Origin of the sequence: Fusobacterium sp., from assembly GCF_019012925.1 — a bacterium.
Taxonomy (GTDB): Bacteria; Fusobacteriota; Fusobacteriia; order Fusobacteriales; family Fusobacteriaceae; genus Fusobacterium_A.
Window position 1 is genome coordinate 42,889 of sequence record NZ_JAGIRL010000047.1, and the last position, 20,298, is coordinate 63,186.

General features: G+C 26.9%; 21 protein-coding genes and 1 riboswitch. Of the genes, 16 read left to right on the forward strand and 5 right to left on the reverse strand.

Features of this window, described 5'->3' with window-relative positions:
* The first annotated feature begins 5 nt into the window (after positions 1 to 5).
* Positions 6 to 1,107 (forward strand): peptide chain release factor 2 gene (prfB, locus tag QZ286_RS08755; RefSeq protein ID WP_291256583.1). Its coding sequence is split into 2 segments (ribosomal slippage): positions 6 to 77 and positions 79 to 1,107, totalling 1,101 coding nucleotides; the frame shifts between segments, so codons are not numbered across the junction.
* Between the two features lie 98 nt (positions 1,108 to 1,205).
* Positions 1,206 to 2,720: a glutamate--tRNA ligase gene (gene gltX, locus QZ286_RS08760; protein WP_291256584.1), complete on the forward strand. Its 1,515-nt coding sequence runs from the start codon at positions 1,206 to 1,208 to the stop codon at positions 2,718 to 2,720.
* Between the two features lie 175 nt (positions 2,721 to 2,895).
* Here gltX and QZ286_RS08765 read toward each other — a convergent pair whose 3' ends face one another.
* The 3 genes from QZ286_RS08765 to QZ286_RS08775 all read right to left on the reverse strand — a co-directional run bounded on the left by QZ286_RS08765 (position 2,896) and on the right by QZ286_RS08775 (position 5,172).
* Positions 2,896 to 3,597, reverse strand: a complete 702-nt coding sequence (locus QZ286_RS08765; RefSeq protein WP_291256585.1) for a hypothetical protein — start codon at positions 3,595 to 3,597, stop codon at positions 2,896 to 2,898.
* A gap of 169 nt (positions 3,598 to 3,766) precedes the next feature.
* Complete coding sequence (locus QZ286_RS08770) at positions 3,767 to 4,669, reverse strand: toxin-antitoxin system YwqK family antitoxin (protein WP_291256586.1); 903 nt, start codon at positions 4,667 to 4,669, stop codon at positions 3,767 to 3,769.
* 29 nt (positions 4,670 to 4,698) lie between these two features.
* A complete protein-coding gene (locus tag QZ286_RS08775) occupies positions 4,699 to 5,172 on the reverse strand; it encodes a hypothetical protein (protein ID WP_291256587.1) in 474 nt (157 codons plus the stop codon).
* A gap of 247 nt (positions 5,173 to 5,419) precedes the next feature.
* Here QZ286_RS08775 and QZ286_RS08780 point away from each other — a divergent pair, with 247 nt between their 5' ends.
* The 14 genes from QZ286_RS08780 to QZ286_RS08845 all read left to right on the forward strand — a co-directional run bounded on the left by QZ286_RS08780 (position 5,420) and on the right by QZ286_RS08845 (position 17,739).
* Positions 5,420 to 5,572, forward strand: a complete 153-nt coding sequence (locus tag QZ286_RS08780) for a hypothetical protein (RefSeq protein ID WP_291256588.1) — start codon at positions 5,420 to 5,422, stop codon at positions 5,570 to 5,572.
* Positions 5,573 to 5,817: 245 nt separating this feature from the next.
* Complete coding sequence (locus QZ286_RS08785) at positions 5,818 to 6,015, forward strand: hypothetical protein (protein ID WP_291256589.1); 198 nt, start codon at positions 5,818 to 5,820, stop codon at positions 6,013 to 6,015.
* 12 nt (positions 6,016 to 6,027) lie between these two features.
* Positions 6,028 to 7,056, forward strand: a complete 1,029-nt coding sequence (locus QZ286_RS08790; RefSeq protein WP_291256590.1) for a PDDEXK nuclease domain-containing protein — start codon at positions 6,028 to 6,030, stop codon at positions 7,054 to 7,056.
* Complete coding sequence (locus QZ286_RS08795; protein ID WP_291256591.1) at positions 7,046 to 7,204, forward strand: hypothetical protein; 159 nt, start codon at positions 7,046 to 7,048, stop codon at positions 7,202 to 7,204. Before QZ286_RS08790 ends, QZ286_RS08795 begins: the two co-directional genes overlap by 11 nt.
* A complete protein-coding gene (locus tag QZ286_RS08800) occupies positions 7,194 to 7,415 on the forward strand; it encodes a DEAD/DEAH box helicase family protein (RefSeq protein WP_291256592.1) in 222 nt (73 codons plus the stop codon). The genes QZ286_RS08795 and QZ286_RS08800 overlap by 11 nt, the downstream gene beginning before the upstream one ends.
* Before the next feature lie 118 nt (positions 7,416 to 7,533).
* A complete protein-coding gene (locus QZ286_RS08805; RefSeq protein WP_291256593.1) occupies positions 7,534 to 8,616 on the forward strand; it encodes an SIR2 family protein in 1,083 nt (360 codons plus the stop codon).
* Positions 8,606 to 10,480, forward strand: a complete 1,875-nt coding sequence (locus tag QZ286_RS08810; protein ID WP_291256594.1) for an ATP-binding protein — start codon at positions 8,606 to 8,608, stop codon at positions 10,478 to 10,480. Before QZ286_RS08805 ends, QZ286_RS08810 begins: the two co-directional genes overlap by 11 nt.
* Positions 10,477 to 10,704 (forward strand): hypothetical protein, encoded by a 228-nt coding sequence (locus QZ286_RS08815; protein WP_291256595.1) that lies wholly within the window; start codon positions 10,477 to 10,479, stop codon positions 10,702 to 10,704. Before QZ286_RS08810 ends, QZ286_RS08815 begins: the two co-directional genes overlap by 4 nt.
* 328 nt (positions 10,705 to 11,032) lie before the next feature.
* Positions 11,033 to 11,578 (forward strand): hypothetical protein, encoded by a 546-nt coding sequence (locus QZ286_RS08820; RefSeq protein ID WP_291256596.1) that lies wholly within the window; start codon positions 11,033 to 11,035, stop codon positions 11,576 to 11,578.
* 639 nt (positions 11,579 to 12,217) lie between these two features.
* On the forward strand, positions 12,218 to 12,382 hold the full coding sequence (locus QZ286_RS08825) for a hypothetical protein (protein WP_291256597.1): 165 nt from the start codon (positions 12,218 to 12,220) through the stop codon (positions 12,380 to 12,382).
* Positions 12,383 to 12,863: 481 nt separating this feature from the next.
* Positions 12,864 to 13,033, forward strand: a riboswitch (cobalamin riboswitch).
* A gap of 88 nt (positions 13,034 to 13,121) precedes the next feature.
* Complete coding sequence (locus QZ286_RS08830) at positions 13,122 to 15,056, forward strand: TonB-dependent receptor (protein WP_291256598.1); 1,935 nt, start codon at positions 13,122 to 13,124, stop codon at positions 15,054 to 15,056.
* A gap of 11 nt (positions 15,057 to 15,067) precedes the next feature.
* Positions 15,068 to 15,967, forward strand: coding sequence for an ABC transporter substrate-binding protein (locus QZ286_RS08835; protein WP_291256599.1), 900 nt, complete (start codon positions 15,068 to 15,070; stop codon positions 15,965 to 15,967).
* The gene (locus QZ286_RS08840; RefSeq protein WP_291256600.1) at positions 15,942 to 16,979 is read left to right on the forward strand and encodes an iron ABC transporter permease; all 1,038 of its coding nucleotides are present in this window, start codon (positions 15,942 to 15,944) and stop codon (positions 16,977 to 16,979) included. The genes QZ286_RS08835 and QZ286_RS08840 overlap by 26 nt, the downstream gene beginning before the upstream one ends.
* A gap of 1 nt (position 16,980) precedes the next feature.
* Positions 16,981 to 17,739: an ABC transporter ATP-binding protein gene (locus tag QZ286_RS08845; protein ID WP_291256601.1), complete on the forward strand. Its 759-nt coding sequence runs from the start codon at positions 16,981 to 16,983 to the stop codon at positions 17,737 to 17,739.
* A gap of 33 nt (positions 17,740 to 17,772) precedes the next feature.
* Here the strand turns inward: QZ286_RS08845 and lepA are convergent, their stop codons facing one another.
* Positions 17,773 to 19,575, reverse strand: a complete 1,803-nt coding sequence (gene lepA / locus QZ286_RS08850) for a translation elongation factor 4 (RefSeq protein WP_291256602.1) — start codon at positions 19,573 to 19,575, stop codon at positions 17,773 to 17,775.
* A 181-nt stretch (positions 19,576 to 19,756) separates the two neighbouring features.
* The gene (locus QZ286_RS08855) at positions 19,757 to 20,281 is read right to left on the reverse strand and encodes a peptidylprolyl isomerase (protein WP_291256639.1); all 525 of its coding nucleotides are present in this window, start codon (positions 20,279 to 20,281) and stop codon (positions 19,757 to 19,759) included.
* Positions 20,282 to 20,298 lie beyond the last annotated feature (17 nt).

Consider the following 20,298-nt stretch of genomic DNA (forward strand, 5'->3'; position numbering starts at 1 on the left):
AAATTTTGGATATATTAGATATAAAGAGAGAGTTTTCTGAGTATAAGAAAAAAATAGAAGATATAAGGGGGTCTCTTTGACTTAGATAAGAGAGAACTTAAGATATCAGAACTTGAAAAAAAGACTATGGAAGATAACTTTTGGAATGACAAAAGGACAAGTTCAGCTATAATAAAAGAGATGAATGGAGAAAAGGAATTAGTTGCTGAGTTTAAAAATCTTGTATCAGAGATTGAAAATGAAGAGGTTCTTATTGAGTTTGTAGAACAGGGAGAAGTAGATTTTCAAGATGAGTTAGAGGAGAAACATCAAATTTTAGGAAGAGATGTAGAGCATTTTGATACTAGACTTTTATTAGATGGGGACTATGACTCTAACAATGCAATTGTAACTATACATTCAGGAGCTGGAGGAACAGAGGCTTGTGATTGGGCTGATATGCTATATAGAATGTATTCAAGATGGTGTAGCGATAAAAAGTATAAGATAAGTGAGATGGATTTTATGCCTGGTGATAGTGTTGGAATAAAATCTATAACCTTTATGATAGAGGGAATGAATGCTTTTGGATATTTAAAAAGTGAAAAAGGTGTACATAGACTTGTAAGAATATCACCTTTTGATGCTAATAAGAAAAGACATACCTCTTTTGCCTCTGTTGAGGTAGTGCCAGAGGTAGATGATAGTATAGAGGTAAATATAGATCCATCTGAGATAAGGGTAGATACGTATAGAGCAAGTGGAGCTGGAGGACAGCACGTCAATATGACAGATTCAGCTGTTAGAATTACACACTTTCCTACAGGTATAGTTGTAACTTGCCAAAGAGAGAGATCTCAGTTGAGTAACAGAGAGACTGCTATGAAACTTCTAAAATCTAAATTGATAGAATTAGAGATGAAGAAGAAAGAGGAAGAACTTAGAAAGTTACAGGGAGAACAGAGTGATATAGGTTGGGGAAACCAAATTCGTTCATATGTGTTTCAGCCATATACTATGGTAAAAGATCATAGAACAAACTGTGAATCTGGAAATATTAAGGCAGTTATGGATGGAGATATAGATATATTTATCAATGGATATTTGAGATGGAATAAGCTAAAATAATAAAAATTGGGAAAAGTTACAAATAACACTTTAAAAAAATTAAAAATTGTGATAAAATTTAGAGAAAACTATTTATTATTTATATGGGAGAGGGAACAATGGAAAAAAAAGTAAGAACAAGAATAGCTCCATCACCTACTGGAGATCCTCACGTAGGTACAGCTTATATAGCTTTATTTAACTTAGCATTTGCTAATTCTAATGGAGGAGATTTCATCCTAAGAATAGAAGATACTGACCAAAATAGATATACTGAAGGGTCAGAGCAAATGATATTTGATGCCCTTCACTGGTTAGGATTAAACTATGCAGAGGGTCCAGATGTATCTGGAGAGTATGGACCATATAGACAATCAGAGAGATTTCATCTATACGGAGATTATGCTAGAAAACTTGTTGAACAAGGTGGAGCATACTACTGTTTCTGTACTCAAGATAGACTTGAGAAATTAAGAGAGAGACAAAAAGCAATGGGAAAAGCTCCTGGATATGATGGACACTGCCGTTCATTAACTCCAGAAGAGATCCAAGCTAAATTAGATGCTGGAGAACCTTATGTAATAAGATTAAAGATGCCTTATGAAGGAGAAACAGTTATTCACGACAGATTAAGAGGGGATATTGTATTTGAGAACAATAAGATAGATGACCAAGTACTTTTAAAAGCTGATGGATTCCCTACTTATCACTTAGCAAACGTAGTTGATGACCACTTAATGGGAATAACTCACGTTATAAGAGCAGAAGAGTGGATAGCATCAACTCCTAAACATATCCAATTATATAAAGCATTTGGTTGGGATCAACCTGAATTTATCCACATGCCATTACTTAGAAATGCTGATAGAACAAAAATATCAAAGAGAAAAAATCCTGTATCATTAATTTGGTATAAAGAAGAGGGATACTTAAAAGAGGGAATAGTAAACTTCTTAGGATTAATGGGATATTCATTTGGAGAGAATAAGGAGATATTCACATTACAAGAGTTCATAGACAACTTCAACATTGATAAAGTGTCTTTAGGAGGACCAGTATTTGACCTTGTAAAACTAGGATGGGTTAATAACCACCATATGAGAATGAAAGATATCAATGAACTTACAGATCTAGCTATACCTTTCTTTAGACAGTTAGGATATGTAGGAGAAGAGGTATCTGAGCATGAGTACAGAGCTCTTGTTAAGATAGTAGAGATTTTAAGAGAATCTGCTCAAACTCTTAAAGAGATAGCAAAAGAATCTGCAGTTTACTTTGAGGATACATTTGAACTTCCAGTAGTAACTGAAGAGATGAACAAAAAAGAGAGAAAAAGTGTAGAGAAACTAAATGAATCTATACTTGATCCAGTTGGAAAAGAGTCGATAAAATTATTTATGAAAAAACTTGAAGCTTGGGAAGGAGAAGATTTCACAGTAGAAGAAGCTAAGGAATTACTACACTCTACATTAGATGAGATCGGAGAGGGACCTGCTAAAGTTTATATGCCACTTAGAGCTGTTATTACAGGACAGGCTAGAGGTGCTGACCTATACAACGTTCTATTTATAATTGGTAAAACAAGAACATTAAATAGAATGAAAGCTATGATAGAAAAATATAACGTATTATAAGATTAGATGGTGCTAATTTTAGCACCATCTTTTACTTTATTTTTGAGTTTTTTTTGATTAATTTTACAGCAGATTTTTCCTCTGAATACGACAATGTAAATATTAATAGACTTAAGATTGAAATTGTTTTTTTCATTTTTGCCTCCTAAATAGATATACTATAAAAAATTATTTTCTAAAAATTTTGATTGGATACTTCTATTTTAAAAGCTCTATTTTCTAAATTAAAATAGATAATGATACTTATTTCATTATTATCCATTATTTTCATAGTGGTATACTCTGATGATATTCCTAATTCTGGATGATTACTGTAATTTGTAGGAATATGTTGCCAGCCATCACTTAAAGGAAAATCTTTGATTAAGATATCAGGAGTTAAATTTTTCAACTCTTTATTGTTTAATTTTATGCTATCACATGTTTCATTATAAAATATGATCATAGAATTTATTATACCCTCTTCAATAGCTTGGGTAGGACTATCATTCTCCAAGATATTTTGATTGGCTATTGTAACTTCCAAGAGTACACCATCTTTTTCTAAAAGTCTAATAATCTTTCCACCTTTTAAAATACTTTTTTTATCTTTTGATAATGACCAATTTGTACGCATGTTATAGTAATCTTCTCCAACTAGTGGATTTAAAAAATAGGGCTTTTTATCACTTATTTTCCAACCATTATTAATAAATTCTTTTAAAGCACTAGGGATAGGAAAATATATTCCATTGACTTCAATTCCAAATTTATTATTATATTGTATCATACTGTCTTTATTCTCCATTTTTTCTGAATTAATTGAAAGAGTATTTCCAAATAAAATTGTAGAAATATTAATAAAAAAACAAATTATAATAATTAAAATCTTTTTCATTGCTATAATCTCCTATATTTTATGAATGATTTTTTATAGATACAGTTATATCAAAAAATTTCTGTAACACATTATTTTCTCTATAATAACTATCTATCTCAGGAAAAATAAATTCTTCAAGATTTATTTTTTTAAATTCCCATAATTTACTATAAATAAAAGGAATTTCCTACTTCTTTTGAAAATCTACTGAATCCTTAATAACTATTCGATCATCATTCTCATCATAAAGTGTTCCATCTATGTTAAACCTTTGCTCTTCTATCATTTTTCCATTATTTATTTTAGCTTTTAATTGAAGATTGCCATTATCATAATAAACTTCATAAATTCCTTCTTGAGTATTATTTTTAAATTCTTGTCTTGTCCATACATTTCCATTTTTATAATAATCTTCTTTTAGACCATTAAGTTCTCCATCTTTATAGTTTATTATTGATTCTAAAGTACCATCTTCTAAATAAGATTTCCATTCGCCGTCCTGTAGATTGTTTTTATAACTTCCTGAAAGTCTTATATTTTTATTTTCATGATATTCTTTGAATTCTCCATTCATCTCACCATTTTTATAAATTACTTCTCCTTGAAGATTTCCATTTGGATAGTATGCTTTAAATTTTCCCTCAAGTATACCATTTTTATAGTTTGCAGATACCCTTAAGTTCCCTGTATCACCATAATATTGTTCTGTAAGTCCATCTCTTTCTCCATTTTTAAAGTTAGCATTGTCAATTAGGATTCCATCTTCTGTGTATAATTGGAAAAGTCCATTCTGTTTTCCTTTTTTCCAATGTCCTATCTCTTTGATATTATTTTTAAAATATATGACATTTAATCCATCTAGCTCTCCATCTTTGTAAGAGTAGATATTTAGGTATGAATCACTTCCACTTTTGACTCTGCCACTAAATATTTTATTATTCTCATCATATAATTTAGAATTGATATTTTGAAGTTTAAATTCATCTTTTGCAGGTAAATATCTATAAAAAGAATATCTATTTTGATAAGTATAAGTTCCAACTGATATTATAAATAAAACTACTATCCCTAAAATGACTTTAACTTTCATAGAGTTCCTCCTAATTCATTATCTTAGTATTAAAACATTATTCTAATAATTTTTGAAATAAATGATATTATTAAAAATATAGTTCCTATTCCTAACCAAATATATTCTCTTCCTTTATTAGTTCCATCTTCAGCTATCCAATATTCTTTAGGATTATTTTTATTTACTAATAACTTATACTCTTTTCCAATTTCATATTCTACATAATTAGCGTCTTTTAATTTTTTCATAAAATTTCTAGTTGCTTTTGGCATCTGATCAATATTTATATTTTTTAATTCATCAATTTGTTTTTTAGATGTATAACTACCTCTGTACTCTTCTTTATAAGTTATTCCATCTATTGTGTATCTAAATATAGGAAAGCTTCTTCTTAATGTTGGAGAATAAGTATAATCAATAAGAACTCCTTTTACACAAATATTATCTTTCATAGTTTTGTTATATTGAAAAAGATTGAAACTTCCTATTGCTATGAAAACTATTCCTATTATTTTTAACATATTTAACTCCTTTTTTCTTTAATAAAAAATGCTCATAACAAAATTATTCTTGAATTAAAAAAATAGTTTTTGTCATAAGCATCACCTCTTTGTGATTAGAATATAAAGTTTTGTAATATTTCTAGTTGATATGAGTATACTACAAAAAATTAATTTTAGCAAATGTAAGTTTAAAAATTATACAAATACAAAATAGTGTTTATTAAATGTTTTTAATGTTTTAAAATTAAAGTAAACATATTTTTTATTGGCAAAAATAAAAAAATATGATGGTGGAGTAGGAATGGCAACAATATCAGCGACATTTGATGTAGCTGAGAAAGTTGAACTAGGAGTAGGTTATTCAGTAGATACAACAGGAGAAGGAGTAACAACAGGAAAGGTTACTTATAAATTTTAGAGATTCAAAAAGAGATAAATAATTTTTTAAGACTTTCTTTAAATTTAAATAAAGAGAGTCTTTTTTTATAAAAATATGTTAAAATATAATAAGGAAAAGATATGAAGAGAAAATTTAGATAGTAGATTGAAGATAATAGAAAATCTATACAACGAAGTATAAATTTTTTAAAATGAAATAATAAACCTACTAATATTTATAAAATAGGAAAAGAAAGAATAAGAAGAGCTGGAGAATTAATTAAAATGAGACTTACAGAGATAACAGAAGAATTAATAGAAAAGTTAGCAGAGCTAAATCCATTACCTATCAAGTTTATCTTTAGAGATTCAGCTTTTGGAAGTAAGATTGGGTTAAAAGAGGAAACTTTTAGAAGATTAAAAACGTTAGTAGAAAGAAATTCAGGACTTACTAAAAAGGCATATACAGTAGAATTTATATAGGGGGTACGCTTTATGTTAGAGGGTCAAGAAAAAATAATTTTTCAAAAGATAAAAGAGATATTACAAGAAGCAAGAAATAAAGTATATAAAGTAGCAAACAACGCTATGGTAGAAGCTTATTGGAATATTGGAAGAGTAATAGTAGAAAAACAAGGTGGAAATGATAAGGCTGAATATGGTACAGCCTTATTAAAAAATCTTTCAAAAGAGATGACTAAAGAGTTTGGAAAAGGATTTACAATAGCAAATCTAAAAAATATGAGACAATTTTATTTGACTTTTCCAAAAAGCTACGCACTGCGTAGCGAATTGAGTTGGACACATTATAGATTACTTATGAGAATTGAAAATGATAATGCTAGAAATTTTTATATGGAAGAGTGTATAAAATCTAATTGGAGTACAAGACAGTTAGAAAGACAGATAACAACTCTTTTTTATGAAAGAATACTATCAAGTAAAAATAAAGAGAAAGTAGCTCAAGAGATTTATAAGCTAGAGCCACAACCTAAACAAGCAGAGGATATAATAAAAGATCCATATGTTTTAGAATTTTTAGGACTACCAGAGAATATGGATTTTTTAGAGAAAAATTTAGAACAAGCCTTGATAGATCATTTACAAAAATTTTTACTAGAACTTGGAAGAGGTTTTTCTTTTGTAGCTAGACAGAAAAGAATAACTTTTGATGGTAGACATTTTTATATAGATCTAGTTTTCTATAACTATATATTAAAATGTTTTGTCCTAATAGATTTAAAGATTGGAGATTTGACACATCAAGATTTAGGACAGATGCAAATGTATGTTCATTACTATGAAGATAAGATGATGACAGTGGGGGATAATCCACCTATAGGGATAGTTCTTTGTGCAGATAAAAGTGATTCAATAGTAAAGTATACTTTGCCAAAAGGAGAAAAACAGATTTTTGCTTCAAAATATATGCTATATTTACCAAGTGAAGAGGAATTACTTTTAGAATTAAAAAAAGAATATGATATTTTGGAGCAAGAAAAGAATTTAGAAGATGGGAAATAGAGTTGTATTTCAATTTGAAGAACTAGCTTATCAAGAAAAAGCTATTAATTCAGTAGTAGAACTTTTTAGAGGATTGCCTAAAGAGAGAAGTGTGATATATTTAAGTACCAGAACGAATAGTACTTTATATGGAATCAGTGAGAAATAAAAATATATTTACAGGAAAAAAACTACTAGAGAATTTAAGAAAAGTTCAATTAGAAAATAAGCTTTTTTTTGACGATAAAATAGAAAATAATAACTTTATAATAGAGATGGAAACAGGAATAGGAAAAACTTATGCTTATTTAAGAACAACCATAAGATTATTTAAAGAACATGGATTTAAAAAGTTTATAATAGTTGTTCCTAAAATTTGATTGGATTAAAAATTATCAAGATTTTAAAAATAGATTCGGTGTAAAAGATAATATATAATAAAAGTAGGGTTACTTCAAATTGAGGTAGCTCTTTAAATAAAATATAGATGGGGGTTATATGATAGAAAAGTTATATGGAAAAAATATAAATTTTTTAATAGGATCAGGAGCAAGTGCTGGGGCTATTCCTACTTTAGCAACAGAATATGAAAAAGATGGAAAAAATTTAAGTATAGAAGAAATTTTAACAGTGGAAAAAGATAATAAAAATTTAAGAAATCTTATATATTTATATTTTTATCAAAAAATTATTAAAACAGGTTTTTTAGAAGATATAAAAGATTCTATTGTTATGAAAAATTATGAGAAATTTCTTGAGCAATTAATAAAATTTATGTATCGAGAAAATTATCAAAAAGAGAAAAGAATAAATATTTTCACAACAAACTATGATTTATTTTTTGAAAAAGCTATTGATAATTTAATTGGGAAATATGAGTTTTATTTTAATGATGGTTCAGCAGGAAATATAACAAGAAGATTAAGTATGAAAAACTATCATAAAAAAGTTTATCATACTGGAAACTTTGATAATTTCAATAGAGAAATTCCAATAATAAATTTATTTAAAGTTCATGGTTCTGTATCTTGGAAGTATGAATATAATGAAAAACAAAAAATTGTTGGAATAAATGTAGATTATCAAGATAAAGAAAATAAATTGACTGAAGATATTTTATTAAAAAATTTGAATAAAGAAGAAATAAAAAAGATATTACAAGATCCAGAAAATATTTCTAGATTAGAAAATATTAGAAAAAATCTTAGAGAAAAGTTTGTACTTATTTTTCCTGAGAAAGATAAATTTGAAAAAACACTTTTTGAAGAATATTATTATCAGTTTTTAAGACAATTAAGCTATGAGTTAGAGAGAAAAAATACAATATTAATAGCTTTTGGTTTTAGTTTTGCAGATGAGCATATAGCAGAAATGATAAAAAGAGCTTGTAATAATCCAACATTACAAATATTTATTTTCTGTTATAAAGAAGATAATAGAGAAGATGTATTAAAAAATTTACATTTAGAGAAATTTCCTAATAATATTATTCCAATTATTCCAAAAGATAATGGAAGCATAGATTTTAATACATTTTTAAATAAGTTATTTGAAATAGAGAGTGATAAGAATGGAAAATAATTTTGAAGTAGGTATAGTTTGGGGGGTTAATGGAACTAATATTATAATTAAAATGTATGATATATCAAGTGATTTTAAATATTTCTATAATGGAGAAGAATATGAAGGAGTTAAAACTGGGGGATATTTAAGCATTACTAGAGGACACATTGATATAGTGTGTCAAATAGAATCTGAAGAGATTAAAGATAATTTTTCAAAATTACTAACTAAAGAAGAGAATGAAAATATTCTTAATAAAGAAAGATATGAGCGATTTGTTTATGCTAAATGTATTGGATACTTTGAAAGAGGAACTTTTTTTACTGGAGTAAAATATGCACCAGTTATATATAATACAGTAAAAATGATGAGTAAAAATTTGGTTGAACTAATGCTTACTCCTCAAAAAAAAGATAATAAGATACCTTTTATCATAGGAAAAGATATAAAATATGGTATAAATATGGATTTACCATGGAATAAGATCTTTAATACTCATATAGGGATTTTTGGAAATACAGGAAGTGGAAAATCAAACACTTTAACTATGTTATATAAAACTTTATTAAATCATGAAGAATTAAATTTAGATAATAGTGAATTTGTTTTCATAGATTTTAATGGAGAGTATGTAGGAGATAAAGTGTTTAACGAAAATAAAGAAATACTTAAATTAAATACAAATAAAGAAGAGGATAAATTTTCATTAAATGAAAAAAACTTTTGGAGTGAAGAAGTTTTAGGAATATTGTTTCACTCAACTGAAAAAACACAAAAACCTTTTTTGAAAAATATGATAGAAGGAAGAGAACAGTTTTTAAAAGAAGAAGAAAGTATAAATACTAATATTTTAAAATATATAAAAAGTATGTTTAAAAAAATTCTCCAAACAACAAACCCTAAAAAAGAAATGTTAGAATTATTAAAAGATGTTTTAAAAATAGGAAATATAAACATAGATTTTAAATTATTAAAAAGAATAGAATGGTTTAATAGTAATAGTTGTTTTAGAGTTCAGTTAGATTTAAATATTCCTTTAGAGAATAAGATAAAAGCAGATTATAATATTGCAACAAATTTTTTATATTCTCAGAATATTAACGCTTACATTGAATTGTTCAATATAGATAGATTAAATTTTGCTGAAGAAACAGTTTTAGATTCCTTTGATGAATTAGAAATAAGAGTAAGATTAGATTTAATAAGAGGATTATTGGTAAATTATGTACAATATGATAATATAAATCCATTAATTTCTAGAATAAAATCAATATCAAAAAGTTTAAGAAAGATAATGAAAATTGTTTCTGAAACAGAAGATAATGGTAAAAAAGTTAAAGTAATATCTTTGAGAAATTGTAATCAAGAAATAAAAAAATTATTTCCAATTTTATTAGCAAGAGAATATTTTGAAGCTCATAAAAATAAAACAAGAGCAGAAGTAAGAAATACATTTCATTTAATAATAGATGAAGCTCATAATATTTTATCTTATCAATCGAATAGAGAAGCTGAAATTTGGAAAGATTATAGACTAGAATTATTTGAAGAAATAATAAAAGAAGGAAGAAAATTTGGCTTTTTTCTAACTGTATCAAGTCAAAGACCAGCAGATATTTCAGAAACTATTATGTCACAATTTCATAATTTTTTTATTCATAGATTAATTAATGAAAAAGATTTAAGATTAATTGATAATGTTATCTCAACATTAGATAATTATTCAAAAGGACTTATTCCAACTTTACCACAAGGAGCATGTATATTAACAGGAACAGCTTTTGATTTTCCTCAAATTATTCAAGTAGAAAAAATAGAAGATAAAGATGAAAGACCAAATAGTGATGACATAAATCTGGTTGAATTATGGAGTAAGAAATGAAAAAGAAGGCAGATAATCTAGGAGTAAAAGAAGTTAGAGAATATTTAAGAAAACAATTAGATGATTTAAAAGCTAGAGGAATTAAAGAAACAGAAATAAATACAGAAACAATAGTAAAAAAGTTAAATATAATTCAAGCAATATCAACAGTATGTTCAGCTATGAGGAGTTGTGGATATGAATATGAAGAAATATATTCTCCACCTAAAGGAAATAACTTTTAAGTATAAGTTATATTAATTAATAGTAAGATAAAAAATTATTTATTAAACATAGAAGTTGAAGAACTAATCGTCAAGTTGACGATTAGTTCTATTTGTCAAAAAATGTAAAAAAATTAAAAAGGAAGGAGTACGAATAGAATTAATATAGGTAATGAATATAATATATAATTTTATTAGGTTCTATGGTATAATCAAAAGAAGAAATGAAATATTAATATTTCTAATGATAAATTTACAGAGAAAACTTCAGATTTTAAAAATAAATTTGGTGTAAAAGATAATATATAATAAAAGTAGGGCTACTTTAAATTGAGAGAGGAAAGAAAAAATGAAAGTAACAAAAAATAAGAATCAAAAATTAAAAGAGTTATCTCATTTTAAGGGAACAAATAGAATATTGGTTGAAGATATTGAAAATCCTATAGACAAAACGGAGAATAAGTTTGATGAATTAGAAAGATATTCTTTAAGAAATTTTATAAAAACACCTAAGGATCCAACAGAGAAAGATGAAGAAAAAAGAAAAAAACAGGAAGAAAATAAAATAAGAAGAGAAAAATTAAGAGATTTTTTTTCAAGCTATGAAATATATTTAGAACAGAATGAGATAAAATTAAAGAAGATAAAAGAGCCAAAAGAGAAAGTAGAAGAGGTATTTACGATAGATATAAAAGGAAATTTTAATTATATTCCAACTCCTAAATTTTCTTTATTAGAAGTTTTTATGAAGATGAGAGAACTTTTAGATTATGACAGGAAATTGAAAAATGTATATTTAAAATCAATTAAAGATATTTTTGAAGAGTACGGATTTGAAATTGAATTTAAAATGGCTAAAAATATAACTATTGAAAGTGTGATAAGCATGAAATAAAACACTTAAAAAAGGGAAGAATTATAAAGATGGATATAGTAAAGAGTTATACAATAATATAAGTGGTAAGGATGATTTTAAATATTTTATAAGTTGAACAACTGAGAATCTTAAAAGAAAAGTTAGTTATAGAACAGGAAGAGGGTATAAAAGAGATAGCTTTAAAGTATTATTTGGTGATGGATTTAAAAGAGTTGATGTCGATATAGAGAATATGGGATTGAATTATGACTAGACATTGCTTAGAACTTTAATTAGTAAGATCATTGTTGCAAAAGGGCTTTATCCAAGTTTATGAATTGAACATAAGAGCATACTTAATAATTTTAATCTAGCTATTGGGAGTGTAAAAGTAAAATTTTAGAGATATTTTATCAAAAATTAAAATATAAAAATAGGTATCTACCAATTGAACATGTTGTTAAAAAATAAAAGGAATAGTGATAAAATTCTTCATAAGAGTGGTTTTAAGCTCAAAAAATAATAATAAAATTAGTTGTAAAAAACCTGTGAAGTGTAAAAAAATAAGAAGTTATAAGCCAAAAAATTTATCAGCTTAAGACCACTCCAATTTAGAAGGAGACTAAAACTCAGTATGGTATCTTAATATATATAGTTATTCAACAATACAACTATACTATGGACAAGTTCTCAGAAGGAAGAGACAAGACTATAAAGTACAATGGAAGCATTGAGTTTAGATCATATGCTTTGTATGCGTTCTTTGAGTTCTTAGGTTTTGTATATAACATTGAGTTATTGCTTTGGGCAGAGATGGAAGAGAGATGTTTGAGTGCCCAGTAGTAGGGGAATAGATTGTATTAAATGAGAAAGTCTCTTACAAGTTATATCAGAATGGAAAGGTAGAAGTGAAAGGACTTTAATTGATTTCAGGTTACTTGATTACTCGAGTGACTTATTGATCAATTAAAAATAGGAGATGATAAAATGTTTTGGATAATATTATTTTCGCTGATAGGATTTTTAGCAATAGGTGTATGTATGTTTGGTATGCATGTGTCTTAGTGATCGCGGACTTTATAAATAAAATATTTCAATTAATTTTAAATGATGAGGAAGAGATGTAAGTTTAAGACTACTCTAATTTAGGGGTAGTTTTTTTATATAATTGTTTTAATGAAGAATATGTTTTAGTTTCTTTTGGGATATTTAGAATAAAGATAAGAAAATGGAAAAAAGAATTTTATAATAGTTATATAATTCTATAAATTAAATGAGTGTATTATAAAATATTGACACAAATAGAGAAAGTATTGTATAATAAGAAAACATAATAAAAAATAGTTCTGAAAGATTAAAAGGGAAACAGGTTAAACTCCTGTACGGTCCCGCCACTGTGATGTTGACAAGAGTATAAAACCACTGAAGAAATTTGGGAAGGATACTTGAGGATGAAACTAAGTCAGGAGACCTACTATTTTTTAACTTTAATTGAATCTGCGAGGACAGATAAAATTTATTTTTTGTCGTCTTTTTTTTAGTTAAAAGACGTTTTTTAATTTTTTGTAGAAAGGGAGAAAGAATGAAAAAAATATCATTATTATTTATTGTTTTATCATTAATTTCAGCTGGTGCAGATAAAGAATTAGCTTTAAAATTAGAAGAGAGTGTTATATCAGGTGAAGGATTTTACACAAGTGTTAGAGAAACCCCAAAAACAGTGTATGTAGTAACTTCTGAAGAGATAAAAGAAAATGGAGTTCAATCTTTACCAGAAGCATTAAATATGGTACCGGGTATAAAAATTGCAGAGGGATATGATGGAAATGGAATAATAGACATAAGAGGTCAGGGAAAACAATTTAATAGAAATACAGCAATAATAGTAGATGGTGTAAGAATGAATCCTATTGATTGGGGAAATGTAGATTTATATAGTATTCCAGTGGATACAATAGAAAAAATTGAAGTAATTCCATCAAATGCCTCAGTAGTTTATGGAGATAATAGTGTAGGAGGAGTTATAAATATTACAACTAAGAATAATCAGATTGGAAATAAAGTAGTATTAGGAGGAATGTTAGAGTCTTATAGTGGAGCCAAAGGAACAATAGATTTTAATGTAAATTTAAAAAATACTACAGTTTTTGGAAATTATTTAAATAAAAAAAGTGATGGATATAGAGAAAATTCCAGATCAAAATATGAAAATGTACAATTTGGAATAAATACTAAATTAAATGAAAAAAATAGTATTTTATTTAAATATGGTTATAATAATAGTTACAAAAGATTAGCAGGAGATTTATCTCAAAAACAATATGATGAAGATAGAAAACAAGCTAAAAAAATGACAGAATGGATGTTCAATGAGACAAATAGATTTTTAGGGGCATATACCTATAAAGATAATAATTTAGAAATTATAGAGCAATTAAGTTATCAAGAAACAAGAGCTGATGGGGATACAAATTATAAAGTAAAAAATTTAAAAGAATTGGATAATACATTAAAATTAAAATATATTTATGGAAAAAACAAAATAATTACAGGAATAGATTATTCATATGGAAAAGCAAGTATTCCTAAAAATAAAGTTATAAGAACAGATGAGAAAGAAGCTGTTGGAATATTTATTTCAGATACTTATTCAGTAAACGAAAAATTAGATTTTCAAGCAGGGGTTAGGTATCAGGAAACGGAATACAATTATAGTAAAAATTTTAAAACTTCTCTAATTAAAGATAATACATATTCAAATATGGTTTTTAATATAGGAACAAATTATAAATATTCGGAAACAGGTTCAGCATATTTAACTTTTGGAAAAGATTTTAGAACACCTTTGAGTAGAGAAATGGTTTCTTCAAATGGTTGGTATGAAGATATAAAACCTCAAGAATCTTATTCAATTGAATTAGGGATAAGAGATTATTATAAAGATACATACTTTAATTCTTCTATTTTTTATAGTGTAACTGAGGATGAAATTTATTTTTCTTCACGAAAACCATCAGATCCTAATTTTAAAGATTCGGGAGTAAATACAAATTATGATGGAAAGAGTGAAAAGTTTGGATATGAATTATTAGCAGAAAAAATTATAAATGATAAATTGAGATTAACAGGAACATATTCATTTTTATATTCAAAATTTAAAAATGGGGAATTTAAAGATAAATATATACCAGGAGTATCTAGAAATAAAGGATCATTAGGAATACATTATAAATTAACAGATAAGTTAAATATGAATATGACAGGAACTTATTATGGAAGTGCCTATGCTTGGGCAGATGATAAAAATATAAAACCTAAAATTGATCCATATATAATTTTTGATGTTAATACAAGCTATGAAATCAATGATGATTTCAAGATATATGGAGGAATAAAAAATATAGGAAATGAAAAATACTGTGATAGAATAGAAGATAATTCAAATTCAAACTCAAGAAAATATTATCCCGCTATGGAAAGAAGATATTTTGTAGGATTTGAATATAGAGCTATATAAGGATTTTAGCTATGAAAAAATTATTAACAAGTTTATTATTTTTTTTTCAAATAGTTTTATTATTTGGAGAAGAGAGAATTATATCTTTATCTCATTTTACAACAGCAATCTTAGTGGAATTAGGTCAAGAAGATAAAATAGTAGCAAGAGGTTGGGAAAGAGGGAATGATTTTTCTGAAGAAATACAAATTAAATTAAAAGATATTCCAAAAATATCTGATGGAGTTCCAACAAAAGAAAATATTTATTCTTATTCACCAACTTTGCTTATTGGTTGGAAAAGTGCCTTTACATCTACAAATTTGGGAACAAAAGAACAGTTAGCAAAAAATGGAATAGAAATATTTTATTTTGAATCAGCTTCAAGTAATGGAAATATTGAAACATTTTATGAAGATCTAAGAAAATTGGGCAATATTTTAAATATTCAAGATAAGATAGAGAAAAAAATAACAGAAATAAATAAAAAAATAGAATCTCTAGAAAAAAAGAAAGCCGAAACAATAATTTTTTTAAGTAATGTAGACCAAACTCCAAGTGTTATTGGAGGAGGTGGATTATTAGAATTTTTAATAGAAAAATCAGGATATATTAATATTTTTAAAGATGTAAAAAGGAACTATTTTAATTCTAATTGGGAAAATATAGTTGATGCTGAAATAGATAATGTAGTAATTTTAGCTTCGAATGAAAAAGAATTTATAAAGAAATATAAAAAAATTCTAAGAAATAAATATTTTGTGGAAAAAAATGCAATGAAAAATAAAAATGTATTTTATTTAAATTATATGTATACAGCACCAAATTTAGAGTTAGGTGACTTAGTAATAAAATTAAATAAAAAAGAATTAAAGAGAGCAGAAGAAATATTAGAACGAGGAAATAATGGAAAACAAGATAAAAAATTATAAAATATTTTTAATACTTTTACTAATAATGATAGTTTTGCTATTTACTTTTATTGTAACAATAGGATCTGTTTCAATAAAAGGAAGTACTGTTTGGAAAATAATAATTAATAAAATTTTAGGAGAAGAAGTTCTTGTTAAAGACTGGAAAAATAGTATTGAAATAATAGTGTGGAATATAAGAATACCGAGAATAATTGCATCATTATTATCAGGAGGGGCATTAACTTTAGTTGGAATATTGATGCAATGTTTAACTAAAAATCCATTAGCAAGTCCTTATATTTTAGGAATTTCATCAGGAGCAAGTACAGGAGCAGTATTAGCTATAATATTTTTTAATAATATTATGTTTTCAGTTCCTCTAGGTGCTTTTATACTTGGAAGTTTAACAGCTTTTATAGTATTTTTCTTTAGTGAAAAAGATGGATTTTCAAATACAAAATTAGTACTTACGGGAGTAGCTATTTCATCTCTATTTTCAGGATTAACAACCTTGATAATAACAATTGCACCTAAAGAAAATGATGTTAGAGATGCATTATTTTGGATGTCAGGAAGTTTAAGTGGAATAGAATGGGAAAATATTCCGATAATAGGGATTGTTCTAATTGTGGCAACTATATTAATTTATCCTAGATATAGAGAAATGAATATTTTAGTAACAGGGGATGAAAATGCTTTAACTTTAGGAGTAAATGTAAAAAAAATAAGAATATTTCTAATGTTAATTTCGACACTTGTAACAGGAATAATAGTTTCAAATACAGGAATAATAGGATTCGTAGGATTAATTATTCCACATATAACAAGAGTATTAGTAGGGGGGAATCATAAAAAAGTTATACCTTTAGCAATACTTTTAGGGGGATTATTTTTAATGTTGACTGATACAGTAACAAGAGTAATATTTTCTTCACAAGAAATTCCAATAGGAGTAATAACTTCAATAATAGGAGTACCATTTTTTCTTCAAATGCTAAGAAAAAGAGGGTATAAATTTAGAGGGGAATAAAATGGATTCAATAATAACTATAGAAAAATTATCTTATTCGATAGATAATAAAAAAATATTAAAAGATATCTCATTAAAGGTGAAAAAAAGACAAATAGTGGGAATTATAGGTGCAAATGGCTGTGGAAAAAGTACTTTATTGAAAAATATTTATAAGTATTTAAGTAGAGATTCGGGAAAAATAGAGATAGATTCCATTTTAATTGATAACTATAAAGTAGAAGAGCTAGCCAAAAAAATAACAGTATTATTACAAAATCAGAATATAAATTTTGATTTCACAGTAGAAGAATTAGTAGAAATGGGAAGGTTTATTCATAAAAAATCAATTTTTGATTCATTAAAAACTGATAATATAGTTAATATGTCATTAAAAGCTGTAGGAATGTATGAATTTAAAGATCGAAGTTTTTTAGAGCTTTCGGGAGGAGAGAGACAAAGAGTATTAGTAGCAAAATGCTTATCTCAAGAGAGTGAGATTATAATTTTAGATGAACCAACTAATCATTTAGATATAAAATACAAAATTCAAATAATGAATATAATAAAACAATTGAATAAGACTATTTTAACTGTGATACATGATATAAATATAGCTAGTAATTATTGTGATTATATATATGCTTTAAAAAACGGAAGTATTATATGTTGTGGAACACCAAGAGAAGTTTTAACAAAAGAAAATATAAAGAATATATTTGATGTAGAATGTGAAGTGATACCACATCCTAAAACTAAGTTACCATTAATTATTTTTTAAAATAGGGACTGTAAATCTACAGTCCCTAAAATATTAATCATTTAATTTTAATACAGAAACGAAAGCCTCTTGAGGAATTTCAACGTTTCCTATGCTCTTCATTCTTTTCTTTCCTTCTTTTTGTTTTTCAAGAAGTTTTTTCTTTCTTGTAATATCTCCACCATAACATTTAGCTATAACGTTCTTTCTATAAGCTTTTATAGTTTCTCTAGCTATAACCTTTGCTCCTAGAGCAGCTTGGATAGGGATTTCAAATTGTTGTCTAGGAATAACCTCTTTTAACTTTTCACATATTGCTCTACCTCTACTATAAGCACCATCTTTGTGAGCTATAAATGAGAAGGCATCTACAGGTTTACCAGAAACAAGTATATCAACTTTTACAAGATCAGATTCTTTATATCCAACCAACTCATATTCGAATGAAGCATAACCCTTAGTTCTTGACTTAAGTTTATCATAGAAATCTATAACGATCTCAGCAAGAGGAAGTTCATAAGTTAACATTGATCTATTTTCATCAATGAAATCCATACCGATAAATATACCTCTCTTCTCTTGACATAGTTCCATTACGTTACCAACATAATCTTTAGGAACAATTACCTTACCTCTTATAAATGGCTCTTCAACAGACATTCTACCTCTTCCACCATCTGGGAATTCACAAGGGTTATCAATAACTAAGACCTCTTGATTTTCCATATTTACTCTATATTCAACTGAAGGTGTAGTAGAGATAAGATCTATATTGTACTCTCTTCTAAGTCTTTCAACAATAATTTCCATATGTAATAATCCTAAGAATCCACATCTGAATCCAAATCCTAGAGCTATTGAAGTTTCAGGAACAAATGTAAGTGAAGCATCATTAAGTTGTAATTTTTCTAAAGCTTCTCTCAAATCTTCATAATCATCAGTAAATAGTGGATAAACTCCAGCAAATACCATTGATTGAGCAGGTTTAAATCCTTCTAATGGGAAGATACAAGGTCTATTAGTATGTGTGATAGTATCTCCAACTCTAGTATCATGAATAGTTTTAACTCCTGTGATTATATAACCAACTGAACCAGAAGTAAGTTCGTTTTGAGGTTTCATAGTAGGAGAGAATACTCCAACTTCTAAGACATCAAAATCTTTTTCAGTTGACCAAATTCTAATTTTATCTCCTTTTTTAATACAACCATCTAAAACTTTAACATATGTAATTACCCCTCTATAATCGTCAAATTTAGAGTCGAATATTAAAGCTTTTAGAGGAGCTTCCTCATCATACTCAGGAGCAGGAACTCTTTGAACTATTGCTTCTAATAGCTCTTCAATACCAATTCCAGTTTTACCTGAACACATAACAGCATCATCAGCAGGTAGACCGATTACATCTTCTATCTCTAACTTTACCTTATCTGGATCAGCAGCAGGAAGATCTATTTTATTGATAACAGGAACAATCTCAAGGTTATTTTCAATTGCTAAATACACATTGGCAAGAGTTTGTGCCTCTACTCCTTGAGCAGCATCTACAACAAGTAGAGCTCCTTCACAAGCTGATAGAGATCTTGAAACCTCATAGATAAAGTCCACGTGTCCTGGAGTATCAATTAAGTTTAACTCATACTCTATTCCATCTTTTGCTTTGTAGTATAGAGTTACTGCTTGAGCTTTTATAGTTATTCCCTTCTCTCTCTCCAAATCCATAGAGTCAAGAAGTTGCTCTTTCATCTCTCTTTTAGAAACAGCACCAGTATATTCAAGTAGTCTATCTGCAATAGTTGACTTTCCATGATCTATATGTGCAATGATAGAGAAGTTTCTTTTATGTTTTTGTAACATTATTACCTCCTAATCTAAATCTATTTATTCACATAATATTATAAAAGATAATACAAAAAAATACAATATTTTTTTACTTAGAGATGAAAAAAGGAAAAAGATTATTCTAATAAGCATCAGCCACTAGAAGTAACTTTTTCCTTTTAATAGATTAGCTATTTAATTTTAACTTAAAAATACACTATTTTTTTAAGTTAGGCATAGTTTGAACTAATATATCATCTATGTTTTTTACAAGTTCAGCTTGAGCTGCTAAGAAAGCATCTACATCTCCACTGATCTCAATAGTTTCTATAATATCTCCTTGAGCAACATTATCAACTATTTTTTGGTCATCTTCAGAAACAACCTCACCAAATATTGTGTGTTTATAGTTTAACCAATCAGTAGGTACATGAGTTATAAAGAATTGAGAACCATTTGTATTAGGTCCAGCATTAGCCATAGCTAATAATCCTTTTCTATCAAATACTACTCCCTCTTTAAATTCATCACCAAATTGGTAACCAGGTCCACCAGCACCTGTACCAGTAGGATCTCCACCTTGAATCATGAAATCAGCAATTACTCTATGGAATTTTAATCCATCATAATAACCTCTTTTAGATAGGTGTACAAAGTTTGTAACTGTCATTGGTGCAACTTCTGGGAATAATTTTAAATTGATATCTCCCTTAGTAGTTTTTATTTTAGCATTTAATACTATATTTTCCACGTGATTTC